An 11,945-nucleotide genomic window follows, 5' to 3' on the forward strand; every position below is an offset into this window, starting at 1 on the left:
CTCCATCTTCATGGCCTCGAGAAGCAGCACGAGGTCGCCGGCCTTGACGACGCTGCCGACCGCGACCTTGACGTCGAGGACCTTGCCCGGCATGGGCGCGGCGATGGCCGAGCCCCCGGCGGAGACCGGAGCCGCAGCCTTCGGCGCGGCGGGGGCCGCAGGTGCGGATACGGGAGCGGCAGCTGCCGCAATCGGCGCGGGGGCGGCCGCCGGAGCAGCGGGTGCGCTCACGGGCGCGGCGCCCGTGCCCAAATCCTCCACCTCGACGACATACGCGGTACCGTCCACGACAACCCTATATTTGTTCACTACCGACACAACCCCTTTCCAAAAATGACGCGCTCGGGACGAGCACAAACGACGTTACGTTTCACTTCCATGGACGGTTCAGACGATTCCCGACCCCTTCGATCAGGGCGGCGGTCCTCCAGGTACGGGTCCAGCGGGAGGGCTGTTCCGCCCCCCTCTCGGGAACGACGGAGAGCACCCGACCCCGGCCCCCCGTCGCCGCAAGGACAGCCGCCGTAATGGCCGCGACGACCTTCCGGTCGACCCCGGCGGCTCGAGGCGTCGGGGCGACGGGAGCCGATGGAGCGGGTTCGCCCCCGGGGAGCAGCGGGGAGGCGGAGGCGGCGGCCGGCCCGGTATCCTCCCCGGCAAAGATCTTGATGGCGTAGATCACCGCCGTGAGCCCCGCAAGGACGGCAAAGACGATGGTGAAGGCCGTGATGCTGACGGTGATGGACCCGGAAACCCCTTCGAAGGCAGCCGGAGCCGCAGAGGGATTCATGGTTCGCCTCCTCAGTGCGGGATGACGCCGTGCTTCTTGCTCGGGCGTCCGACCCGCTTGCTCTCCATGCCGTTCAGGGCGAGCCAGAGCTCCCTGCGCGTCTCCTCCGGCATGATGACCCGATCTACCAGGCCCCTCTCCGCCGCCACATAGGGGGTCGCGAAGGCCTTGCGGTACTCCTCTATCTTCTCGAGGCGGGCCGTGGCGGGATCGGAGGACGCCTCGATCTCCTTCTTGAAGACGATGTTCGCCGCGCCCTCGGCCCCCATGACGGCGATCTCCGCCTGAGGCCAGGCCAGGACCATGTCGGCCCCCAGCGATTTGCTGCTCATGGCCAGGTAGGCCCCCCCGTAGGCCTTGCGCAGGATGACGGTGACGAGGGGAACCGTGGCCTCGCTGTAGGCGTAGAGGAGCTTGGCCCCGTGCCGGATGATGCCGTTGTGCTCCTGGGTGACTCCGGGCAGGTAGCCGGGGACGTCCACGAAGGTCACGATCGGCAGGTTGAAGGCGTCGCAGTGACGGATGAAGCGGCTGGCCTTGTCCGAGGCATTGATGTCGAGGCAGCCCGCCATGACCTTGGCCTGATTGGCGATGATCCCGATGGCCCGCCCTCCGATGCGGCCGTAGCCCGTCAGGATGTTCTGGGCCCAGCCCGCCTGGACCTCGGTGAACACCCCGTCGTCCAGGATGCGCGCAAGCACGTCCCTCACGTCGTACCCCTTGTTGGGGTTCGTGGGGACCACGCCGCGCAGCTCCGGGTCGGCGCGCTCCACGCTGTCCGACGTCTCCCTGAAGGGCGCGTCCTCCAGGTTGTTCAGGGGCAGGTAGGAGAGCACCTTACGGATCTGCGCGAAGCACTCCTCCTCCGAGGAGGCCATGAAATGGGCGTTGCCGCTCTTCGTGTTGTGCGTGACCGCGCCGCCCAGTTCCTCGCTCGTCACCTCCTCGCCGGTAACGGCCTTGATGACCGCGGGGCCCGTGATGTGCATGACGCCCGTCTTGTCCACCATGAAGATGAAGTCCGTGAGGGCGGGGCTGTAGACCGCGCCGCCCGCCGTGGGCCCCATGATGACGGAGAACTGGGGGATCACCCCGCTGGCGAGGGTGTTGCGGTAGAAGATCTTGCCGTAGCCGTTCAGGGCGTCGATGGCCTCCTGGATGCGGGCGCCGCCGGAATCGTTGAGGCCGATGACCGGGCACCCCATCTCCATCGCCAGGTCCATCACCTTGCAGATCTTGTCGGCATGCTTCTCGCCGAGCGACCCCCCCAGGACGGTGAAGTCCTGGCTGAAGACGAAGACCTTCCGCCCGTCGATGGTCCCCCAGCCGGTGACCACCCCGTCCCCCAGAGGTTTGCTCTTGTCCAGACCGAAGTTGACGCAGCGGTGCGTCACGTACTCGTCGATCTCCACGAAGGACCCCGGGTCCAGGAGCTGACCGATCCTCTCCCGGGCCGTCCCCTTTCCCTTGGCCTTCTGCTTGGCGATGGCCTTCTCCCCGCCGCCGGCAAGAGCGGATACGCGTTTCTCCTTGAGCTCCTCACAAAGCTCCTCGATGGTACGGAATCCCATATCCGACACGTTCCTCCTTAAGATAAGCCCGCGAAGCTCGTCACAGGCATTCGATTGTCATAAAGAAAAAAATCAACATGGGGGCTTCATGGATTGAATCAGCGCTTCCCTGATCTCGTACACGCGCCAGAGCATAGCACATCTCCGCGATTATGGACCGGGGGAAATGACGATACTCCCGGCGCTTCGCGCTCAGGGGTTCCCGGCAGGCTGCGGCTCCATCCCCCCGGGCATCGCGTCATCGCCGCCGGGCGCCGCCTCACCGCCTCCCGACGCCTCGGGCTCGGACGGAGCGGAGACCTGCACCTCGGGGGGCGGCAGGAGGAAGTCCTCCCGCCCCGCGGCAAGCAGGGGAAGGCTGAGCATCATGTCCTTGCCGAAACCGGGCGTCATCCTCAGCTCGATCGTCCGCTCCACGTCGCCCCCCATGGAGTCCAGCACCTCCACCCTGAGGGAGAACGAGGGCCCCACCGTCTTGACGACGTCCCGGTCCCGGGCGAGGAGCTCCACGGGGTCGCCCCCGTTCACGCTGACGTTGACCTGTTCCATCGCTTTGAAGGTCTTTCCGTCCGCCTCGATCGTCTTGTTGTCCAGGAAGATCTGATGCTCCCTTCCCACGTAGAAGAGCGCCACCCCCAGGGCCAGCAGGGCCGCAAGGACAATCGTCCGCTGCAGGACGCGCATCACGCTCCCTCCTTTCCGGCCGCCGCGGGGCCGCGCAGGGCCCGCCGGGCCTCGGCCCGATCCCGGTTGCGCTTCCAGGCGTGCAGCACCAGCGCGATGGCGATGATGCCGTAGGAGACGAACACGCGGAAGTACTCCCCTATCTGGGCCTGGCCCATGAGGTTCTTGCCCGCCATGGGGGCGACGATGAACATCAGGTGAAAGAGCACCACCCCGACGAAGACGTTGGCGATGCTTGCCCGGGAGACGCTGGCCCCTCCGATGAGGAGCGCCGCGATCGAAAACATGCCCGCCTGATCGTGGCTGTTGTAGGTGTTCAGGGTCCCCATGTTCTGCAAAAAGATGATCTGTCCGTAACAGGCCAGCACCGTGGAGATGACGATGGCGATGATGCGGGTGCGGTTGACCGCTATCCCCGCGGAGTCGGCGACGGCCATGTCCTGCCCGATGGCGCGCATGTCCTGCCCCAGCTTGGTCCTGCGGAACCAGACGATGAAGAGGCAGAAGGCCGCGATGAGCAGGAGGGTCGCCACGGGCACCCTGACCGTCCCGGAGAAGAACGGCAGTTGGAAGGAGAACGGAATCAGGTTGTCCAGCACGCCGCGGATCCCCAGCAGGCTCACGGCGTTTCGGATGCCGTAGCCGCGGGAGAGCACGAGCGTCGGGTTGCCGATCGGGATGACCCAGCCCATGAAGTAGAGGACGAAGAGCTGATAAAGACCGTTGATGAAGAAGCCCAGGATGTAGGAGGTCACCATCTCCTGCCCCTTGGCGCGGTTCAGGACGTGTCCGCAGAGCAGGCCCAGCAGCACGGCGATGGGCGTCCCGATCATCATGGACAGCGCGACGCCGGGGATGCCCACGATCGCCCAGTCCAGGACGAGGATCAGCCCGATCTGGCCCGCCATGGCGCCGAGCACCATGCCGAAGTTCAGCCCCATGCCCGCCATGATGGGGATCAGAAGGGAGAGGATCAGGAAGGAATTGCGGCCTATGCGGATCAGCAGCTCCTGGATCAGGTGCCCCGCCGAGAAGCCGGACAGGGGGATGGCCACGGCCGATATCGCGATGAAGATGATGGGAACCGCGTTGTTGGCCACCCACCTCAGGATGTTGCGCGCAAAACCGTTCATCGTCTCACCCTCCCCTTTCTCGTCAGGGCGTAGAGGATCATCCCGTTGCTCACGATGATGCGGATGACCTCCGACATGTCCGTCTGCAGCACGCTGTTGATGACGGAGGGCGTCATGGTCAGGATGCCCTGGAAGAGGAAGGTCCCGACCACGACGTTGAGGATCGAGGCCTTGTTGACCGAGGCCCCGCCCAGCAGGACGGACGCAACGGCGGGAAGGGCCATGTAGAAGGGCCCCATGTAGAGCTGAATGAAGCCGAAGCTCTGCTCGTAGACCAGGATGCCCACGGCCCCCAGGATCGTGGAGAGCACCACCGAGATCGTCCTCATGCGGTCCACGTTCACGCCCGAGGCACGGGCGAACTCGGGGTTGGACCCCACGGCCGTCATGGCGGTGCCCGTCTTGCTCCTCATGAAGAGCCACATCAGCAGGGCGAGGACGGCGAAGAACAGGAAGGTCCCCGTCGGCACGAAGAAGTGCCCCTGCTGAAAGGACAGCAGGTCGTTCAGCACGTGGAGCCAGTAGCCGCTCACGCTGATGGTGGTGCGCAGGCCGCTGCCCCCGTAACCCCAGATCATGGTGGGACTCCTGTAGGGCATGAGGAGCCAGGCGATGCACATGAAGGCCACGGAGGAGAAGCCCACGTAGGTGGCGATCATCATCTCGTCCCCCTTGACGCGGTTCAACAGCTTGCCGTAGAAGAAGCCCAGCACCGCCGCGATCGGCACCGCGATGACGATGGCCGAGGCAAAGCTCAAGGGCGCGCGGACGGCCTCCGAGGCCAGGGAGTCGAGCCACGGCCGGCCCGCGGCCAGCTCCGCCGCAAACGTCAGGATCCGCGGATTGAACTCGATGGAGAGCGTGGCCCCCAAAAGCCCCGCGATGATCCCCAGCGGCAGCCCGAAGTTGAGCCCGCACCCCGACTGCACCATCGGGATCATGGCCAGGACCATCACCCCGTTCATGCCGAATCGCACCAGGACGTCCGAGAGCGACGTGTCCACGCGCACCCCGACGAAGGGCGCCGCGATGAAGAGCCCCAAAAGGAAAAGCCCGATGATGATCCTCGGCCAGCCGGCCCTATCGATAAAATTTCCGATCATGGATATCCCCCTCCACTCCTACCCCATCATCAGGAGGCCGAACTCCTCGGCCGGACTCGCGGCGGGCAGCACGCCCGCGATGCGCCCCTCGCCCACGATGGCGATGCGGTCGCAGATGGAGCGCAGCTCCTCGAGCTCCGAGGAGGTGACGACGATCGTCGTTCCGTGTTCCTCGTTGTGCCGCCTCAAAGTGTCGAGCACCAGGGTCTTGGCCCCGATATCGATGCCCCGCGTGGGCTCGCATACGAGCAGGACCTCGGGCTGGAGCGCGAAGGCCTTGGCCAGACAGACCTTCTGCTGGTTCCCCCCGGAGAGCTCCGCGGCCCTCTGCCCCGGGCCCGTGCACTTGATATCCAGGGCCTCGATGTACCGCCCGGCCTCCCGGCTGATGGCCCGATCGTCCCGAAGCCGGATCCCCAGCAGCGGGATCTTCCTCAGGAAGCGGTTCTGCACCTGCATGGCGGTGAAGGTGATGTTCCAATCGATGCGCTCGTCCAGGAGCAGGCCCACGCCGCGGCGGTCCTCCGAGACGAAGGCCATGCGGCTGTCCAAGGCATTTCGGGGCGCGTTCAGCGGGATGGATTTTCCAAAAAGCCTGACCTCCCCGCCCGAGGGGTAGAGCCCCATGATCCCGTTGGGTATCCCCAGCTTGCCGTGCCCGGCCAGGCCGCCGATGCCGAAGATCTCGCCCTTGCGCACCTCGAAGGAGACGTCGCGGACGGTCTCCCCCGGCATATCGACCCAGAGGTGCTCCACGGCCAGGGCAGCGGAATCCGACCGGACCCGTTCATGCCTTTCCTTTCCGTGTTCCTCCACATGGCGCCCCACCATCCAGGAGGCGATATCCCGGACCGAGGCGCTCCCGGCGTCCGCCTCACGGATCACCTCCCCGTCCCTGAGGACGACGATGCGGTCGCACAGCTCCTTGACCTCCTGCAGACGGTGCGAGATGAAGATGATCCCGATGCCGCTCTCGGCCAGTTTTTTCAGCGCCGTAAGGAGGATCTGCGCCTCGGTCTCCGTCAGGACGGCCGTGGGCTCGTCCAGGAAGAGAAGGCGGGTCTGCCTGCGGTCGATCTCCCGGGCGATCTCGATAAACTGCTTGTACCCCACCGGCATCTCCGCGACGACCGTGTCCACCCCGATCTCCACCCCCAGGGTTCGGATGGCCCTGCCGGCCCGTTCCCGCATCGCGCTCCGATTCAGGGTGGCTATGCGCTCGCTGAAGACGTGCTCCAACAGGGACCTGTTGAGAACCTCGCGGTTGAGCAGAATGTTTTCCGCCGCCGTGAAGCCGGGGATGAGGGAGAACTCCTGATGCACCATGCCGATCCCGGCCTCGAGCGCCTGAAACGGAGAGGAGAACCGAACGGGCTTCCCATCCATGCTGATCGTCCCCTCGTAGCCGCCCGTATTCGCAATGACGGGCATTCCAAAAAGGATGTTCATGAGCGTGGACTTCCCCGCGCCGTTCTCCCCCACCAAACCCAGGATCTCGCCCGGCATCAGGGAGAGATTGACGTTCGAGAGCACCCTGTTCCCATAATATTCCTTCCCTATCCTCTCCAGCCTCAACAGGGGAGTATCGGACAATGCCATCACCTCTGATTTTTACGCAGAATATAAAGGGGGGAAAGTGCCTGGACGGGCACTCCCCCCGAGACACGAAAAGCCGACGACGCCCCGTCCTCCGGGGCGGGGACCTCAAGGCCGAGACGACACACCCTATCGGGTGACCTTGAAGTACGCCTCCGGAACCTCGACGTCCGACACACCCAGGTACCCCTTGCCCAGGACGTAGGTATCCTGGCGCACCATGACCATCTTCCTGTTGCGGACACCGGTCCCCGCATCCGTATAATAGTTGGCGCTCCACCTGGCGCCGGGCGTGAACTCGCCGTAGCAGGCGACGAGGTCCTTGAGGCTGTCCCCCTTGGCCTTCTCCTCCACGACCCTTTTGCCGAACTCGGCCAGTGCCGCGGTGGTGGTGTAGCCGTAGGAAAACGCCCAGGTCCCCATGCGCCCCTTGCCCCCGGCCTTCTCGACCGCCTCCTCGACCTTCTTCAGGATCGCCGGCCAGTCGCCCCTCTCCTGCGAGAGGTCGATGCCCAGGGCGCCGGGATACCCCATCAGCGGGGAGGGTAGGTCCGCCTCGACGAAATACCCGCCCAGCTCGGCGATGCGCTTCAACAGCGGCTCCGTATGGGCGTCGTTAGTGCAGAAGAACGCCGTGTCCTTACCGTACTTCTCGATCCATGCGGGCATCTTTTCGAGGATGAACTGCTGCGCGCCCGCCACCCCCACGTCGCTCGTCGGGTCCGGCGCCGTCTCGGCCGCGAAACGGATGCCCAGGTCCCTGCACGCGGCCTCCATGATGGCACGGCGCCGGCCCAGCGTCTCGTAGCTCATGTGGCGCGGAAAGGAGATGTGCACGAAGGTTTTGGCGCCCATCCTCTGCGCGCCGAGCGGGATGGTGTAGCCGCGGCTGATGTCGTCGGGGATGATGGCCAGGTCCGCGGCCGCGGTGATGACCGCCGGGTCCTCCTGAGCGGTCCCCGCGAGGAGGAGGATGTCGGGCCGCTTCTCCCGCACGCGGCGGAAGGCCTCGGACGTCCCCGGAATCGCCTCGTTGACGACGATGACCTTCATCCTGGGATCGTCCGCAAGGCCGACGATCTGGCCGATGGTCGTCTCCATCTCGGACATGAAGCTGTCGGGGTAGGTGACGTGGGCGACCATCCCGCCACGACCGGCGTCGCCGTATTTCTGCACCATCAGCTCCGCACCGCGCAGGCTGTCCTCGCTTTGAGACAGGGTGCCCGTCATGATGCCGATGTGAAAGGGCGCCTCCTCCGCCGCCGCGGCCCCCGCGAACAGCATCCCAGCCGTCAAGGCAAAAAGCAGAAAAGAGGTGATCTTCAATAAAAACGCCTCCTCAAAAACAATCCTCGGCAATGCCCCCACAGGAACAGAGGAGGGGACGCGATTGTCCCCTCCACCCTGCGGAAACGGCCAATCCCGTTCGTCGAACCTACTTGCTGATCTTGAAGAACTTCTCCGGCACCTCGGTCTCCGCAACGTTCAGGTAACCCGTTCCGAACACGTAGGTGTCCTGCTGGACAAGGACAAACTTCTTGTTGCGTACGCCGGTCCCCGCGTCCGTGTAGTAGCTGGCGTTCCACTTGGCGCCGGGCGTGAACTCGTTGTAGCAGGCGATGAGGTCCTTCAGGTTACCCGATTTGGCCTTGCCCTCGACGATGCGCTTGCCGTACTCCGCCAGGGCTGCGCTGCTGGTGTAGCCGTAGGAGTAGGCCCATGTCCCCATGCGTCCCTTTCCGCCGGCCTTCTCCACGGCCTCCTCGACCTTCTTCAGGATCGCCGGCCAGTCGCCCTTCTCCTGGGACAGGTCGATGCCCAGCGCGCCGGGGTAGCCCATCAGCGGCGAGGGCAGGTCGGCCTCGACGAAGTAACCGCCCAGCTCGGCGATGCGCTTCAGCAGGGGCTCGGTGTGGGCGTCGTTGGTGCAGAAGAACGCCGTGTCCTTGCCGTACTTCTCCAGCCAGGCGGGCATCTTCTCCAGGATAAACTGCTGAGCTCCCGCCACCCCCACGTCGCTCGTCGGGTCCGGCGCCGTCTCGAACACGAACTGGATGCCCAGGTCCTTGCACGCGGCCTCCATGATCGCGCGGCGCCGACCCAGCGTCTCGTAGCTCATGTGGCGGGGGAAGGAGACGTGCACGAAGGTTTTGGCGCCCATCTTCTGCGCGCCGAGCGGGATGGTGTAGCCGCGGCTGATGTTGTCGGTGTTGACCGCCATGTCCGCCGCCGCGGAGATGACGCCCGGATCCTCATGGGCCTCGCCGGCGAAGAGCAGGATGTCGGACCGCTTCTCGCGCACGCGCCGGAAGCCCTCGGCCGTCCCCGGGATGGCCTGATTGACCACGATGACCTTCATCTTGGGATCGTCCGCGAGCCCCACCAGCTGGCTGATGGTCGTCTCCATCTCGGACATGAAGTTGTCGGGATAGGTAAGGTGGGTGATCATCCCCCCCTCGGCCGAATTGCCGTACTTCTGGATCATCAGTTCCGCACCGCGCAGGTCGTCCTCACTCTGGGACACGGTGCCCGTCATGATGCCGATGTGAAAGGGTGCCTCCTCCGCCGCAACCGCGGCCCCTGCGAACAAAAAGACCACAAGCAATCCCCACAATGCGAATCTCGATCTCACAGCCGAAACGCCTCCTCACTGGTGTGTGATGCCGACGGCAAAGGACTGCCGGACGCCTCTTTGTCCGACAAACCAGCCGCCTTTTCAATTATACCAAAGCACGCCCGAAACGATCCCCCGGCCCCCCAAAACTTCCGGGGGAGGAGGGAGCAGAAGGACGAAGAGGGGGCCAGGTCTCCCCGCCCTCTTTTCATCTCATTCCTTACTGACTGATTTTAAAGTACTTCTCCGGAATCTCGACCTTGGTCGACTCCATATACCCCCTGCCAAGGATGTAGGTATCCTGATAGAGCAGCACGTACTTCCTGTTCCGCACCCCGGTTCCCGCGTCCGTGTAATAGCCGGCGTTCCAGGTCGCGCCCGGAGAAACCTCGTTATAGCAGGCAATCAGATCTTTCATATTGTCCAGCTTGGCCTTGCCCTCGACGATCCTCTTGCCGAACTCCCCAAGCCCCGCGCTGTGAGAGTACCCGAGGGAGTAGGCCCAGGTTCCCATGCGCCCCTTGCCCCCGGCCTCCTCGACCTTCTTCAGGATCGCCGGCCAGTTTCCCTTCTCCTGGGACAGATCGATGCCCAGGGCCCCGGGATACCCCATCAGCGGCGAGGGAACGTCGGCCTCGATGAAATATCCACCCAGCTCGGCGATGCGCTTCAGCAGGGGATCCGTCTGGGAATCGTTGGTGCAGAAGAACGCCGTGTCCTTGCCGTACTTCTCCAGCCATGCGGGCATATGCTCCAGGATGAACTGCTGTGCGCCCGCCACTCCCACGTCGCTCAGCGGATCCGGCGCCGTCTCGAACACGAACTGGATTCCCAGGTCCCTGCACGCGGCCTCCATGATCGCACGGCGGCGGCTCAGCGTCTCGTAGCTCATATGACGCGGGAAGGAGATGTGCACGAAGGTCTTGGCCCCCAGCTCCCTGGCCATATAAGGGATCAGATAGCCGCGGCCGATGCTGTCCCCATTGGCCACCAGGTCGGCGGCCGACGCGATCACTCCGGGATCCTCATGCCCCTCCCCCGCGAGGAGGAGGATATCCGGACGCTTCTCCCGCACACGTCGAAAGGCCTCCGTCGTCCCGGGTATGGCCTGATTGACCACGATGACCTTCAGTTTGGGGTCGTCCGCGAGCCCCACCAGCTGGCCGATGGTCGTCTCCATCTCGGACATGAAGTTGTCGGGGTAGGTGATGTGCGTGATCATCCCCCCCTCGGACGTACTGCCGTACTTCTGGATCAGCAGCTCGGCGCCGCGCAGGTCGTCCTCATTCTGGGACACGGTACCCGTCATGATGCCGATGTGAAAAGGCGCCTCCTCCGCCGCGCCCGTGGCCCCGGCACAAAAGACAAGGATCAGCAACCCCCACAATACAGACTTCATTCTCAAAGCAAAACGCCTCCTCACTATTTTGGCTTTCAAGCCCAAGGGGCATTCAATACATTATATCAATATCAAGATAAAATACCTGCCATAAAAAAAGGGAGGGCGAAAATGCTCCGCCCTCCCCCGTCCTTTCATGGACCGTAAACGGTGAGTTTTTCCGCACCTATTGGGAGGTCTTGTCCCCCGATACCTCTTCCGTGGCCGGGGATGCGGCGTCCCCGGATGCGGGAGCCTCAGGGGCAAGGTCCTTGGAGGCCGTCCCCGCAAAAAGGGTCTCGTCGTAGATCTCGACCTTAGCCTTATCCCGAAGGGACCTCTCGAAGGCCTCGAGGTTCTGACGTTCCTTCTGCTGTTTCAGGAGCACGCGAACGTCCGCGCTCACCTCGTCGTAGGGAGTGATCCGCTCCTCGACCTTCTCGCTTTTGAGTCCTACGGCAAAGTCGCCGCTCGCCAGCTCGAGAACGGGGCTGACCTGACCGACATCCAGCGATTTCATAGGCGCCAGGGCCCCGGAGTCGAAAGCGCCGCCGGAAAGGAATATCGCCTTGTCCGTAACGCTGATCACGTCCCTGGAGGCCATGGCGTCGTCGGAGACGGCCGCCTCCCAGCTCTCTCCGCCCATCAGGCGTTCCCGAAGCGCCTCCGCATCCCCGCTGGCGGTGAAGCGGGCCAGATGGACCTTGAAGCCCTCGGGCTGACGGTAGAACAACTCCTTCATGGTGTCGTAGAAGTGGACCGCCTCGTCCTCGCTGACGACGACCTCACCGACGGCGGCATGCATGAGCTGCTCGTTGGCCATCTGCCGGGCGATTCCCTTCTTATAATCCTCGACCTTTATCCCCGAACGCTCCAGGGACTGATAGAAGGCCTCGCGCGTCGGAAACGCTTGGTCGGCATACTCCTTCATCGCCTGCTCCGCCTCGGCATCCGTCACCTGGATCCCCCGATCCCGGACCTCCTGGGCAAGCTGAAGCTCGAACACGTATTGATCCAGCAGGGACTTGTAAAGTGCCGGCATGTCCAGAGAAGCCATTCCGCGCTGTCCATAGTTC

The 11,945-nt window shown here is 64.3% G+C and carries 11 protein-coding genes; all 11 read right to left on the reverse strand.

The annotated features are described in order from the left end of the window. Positions 1-309: biotin/lipoyl-containing protein (locus ABLA28_RS07835; RefSeq protein ID WP_347713185.1), on the reverse strand; the 309-nt coding region annotated here is incomplete at its 3' end. A 61-nt stretch (positions 310-370) separates the two neighbouring features. Next, the gene (locus ABLA28_RS07840) at positions 371-790 is read right to left on the reverse strand and encodes an OadG family transporter subunit (RefSeq protein WP_347713186.1); all 420 of its coding nucleotides are present in this window, start codon (positions 788-790) and stop codon (positions 371-373) included. Positions 791-801: 11 nt separating this feature from the next. Next, positions 802-2,361, reverse strand: a complete 1,560-nt coding sequence (locus tag ABLA28_RS07845; RefSeq protein ID WP_347713187.1) for an acyl-CoA carboxylase subunit beta — start codon at positions 2,359-2,361, stop codon at positions 802-804. Positions 2,362-2,553: 192 nt separating this feature from the next. Further along, positions 2,554-3,045 carry a DUF6672 family protein gene (locus ABLA28_RS07850; protein ID WP_299300216.1) on the reverse strand — a complete coding sequence of 164 codons (492 nt, stop codon included), beginning with the start codon at positions 3,043-3,045 and terminating at the stop codon, positions 2,554-2,556. Further along, positions 3,045-4,178, reverse strand: coding sequence for an ABC transporter permease (locus tag ABLA28_RS07855; RefSeq protein ID WP_299300218.1), 1,134 nt, complete (start codon positions 4,176-4,178; stop codon positions 3,045-3,047). The genes ABLA28_RS07850 and ABLA28_RS07855 overlap by 1 nt, the downstream gene beginning before the upstream one ends. Continuing rightward, complete coding sequence (locus ABLA28_RS07860; RefSeq protein ID WP_347713188.1) at positions 4,175-5,281, reverse strand: ABC transporter permease; 1,107 nt, start codon at positions 5,279-5,281, stop codon at positions 4,175-4,177. The genes ABLA28_RS07855 and ABLA28_RS07860 overlap by 4 nt, the downstream gene beginning before the upstream one ends. 18 nt (positions 5,282-5,299) lie before the next feature. Next, positions 5,300-6,880, reverse strand: a complete 1,581-nt coding sequence (locus ABLA28_RS07865) for a sugar ABC transporter ATP-binding protein (protein ID WP_347713189.1) — start codon at positions 6,878-6,880, stop codon at positions 5,300-5,302. Between the two features lie 126 nt (positions 6,881-7,006). Next, positions 7,007-8,161, reverse strand: a complete 1,155-nt coding sequence (locus ABLA28_RS07870) for a DUF3798 domain-containing protein (RefSeq protein ID WP_347713191.1) — start codon at positions 8,159-8,161, stop codon at positions 7,007-7,009. 151 nt (positions 8,162-8,312) lie between these two features. Beyond that, complete coding sequence (locus tag ABLA28_RS07875) at positions 8,313-9,482, reverse strand: DUF3798 domain-containing protein (RefSeq protein WP_347713192.1); 1,170 nt, start codon at positions 9,480-9,482, stop codon at positions 8,313-8,315. Positions 9,483-9,711: 229 nt separating this feature from the next. Further along, the gene (locus ABLA28_RS07880) at positions 9,712-10,890 is read right to left on the reverse strand and encodes a DUF3798 domain-containing protein (RefSeq protein ID WP_347713193.1); all 1,179 of its coding nucleotides are present in this window, start codon (positions 10,888-10,890) and stop codon (positions 9,712-9,714) included. A gap of 166 nt (positions 10,891-11,056) precedes the next feature. After that, the coding region (locus ABLA28_RS07885; protein WP_347713190.1) for a peptidyl-prolyl cis-trans isomerase at positions 11,057-11,945 on the reverse strand (889 nt) is incomplete at its 5' end.

Origin of the sequence: uncultured Fretibacterium sp., assembly GCF_963544685.1 — a bacterium.
In the GTDB taxonomy this organism is placed as follows: Bacteria; Synergistota; Synergistia; order Synergistales; family Aminobacteriaceae; genus CAJPSE01.

Excerpts from the sequence above, each read along its gene's own strand:
- ABLA28_RS07880 (WP_347713193.1), bottom strand. The coding sequence starts at position 10,890 with ATGAAGTCTGTATTGTGGGGGTTGCTGATCCTTGTCTTTTGTGCCGGG.
- ABLA28_RS07845 (WP_347713187.1), bottom strand. The coding sequence starts at position 2,361 with ATGGGATTCCGTACCATCGAGGAGCTTTGTGAGGAGCTCAAGGAGAAA.
- ABLA28_RS07865 (WP_347713189.1), bottom strand. The coding sequence starts at position 6,880 with ATGGCATTGTCCGATACTCCCCTGTTGAGGCTGGAGAGGATAGGGAAG.
- ABLA28_RS07840 (WP_347713186.1), bottom strand. The coding sequence starts at position 790 with ATGAATCCCTCTGCGGCTCCGGCTGCCTTCGAAGGGGTTTCCGGGTCC.
- ABLA28_RS07855 (WP_299300218.1), bottom strand. The coding sequence starts at position 4,178 with ATGAACGGTTTTGCGCGCAACATCCTGAGGTGGGTGGCCAACAACGCG.
- ABLA28_RS07870 (WP_347713191.1), bottom strand. The coding sequence starts at position 8,161 with ATGCTGTTCGCGGGGGCCGCGGCGGCGGAGGAGGCGCCCTTTCACATC.
- ABLA28_RS07860 (WP_347713188.1), bottom strand. The coding sequence starts at position 5,281 with ATGATCGGAAATTTTATCGATAGGGCCGGCTGGCCGAGGATCATCATC.
- ABLA28_RS07850 (WP_299300216.1), bottom strand. The coding sequence starts at position 3,045 with ATGCGCGTCCTGCAGCGGACGATTGTCCTTGCGGCCCTGCTGGCCCTG.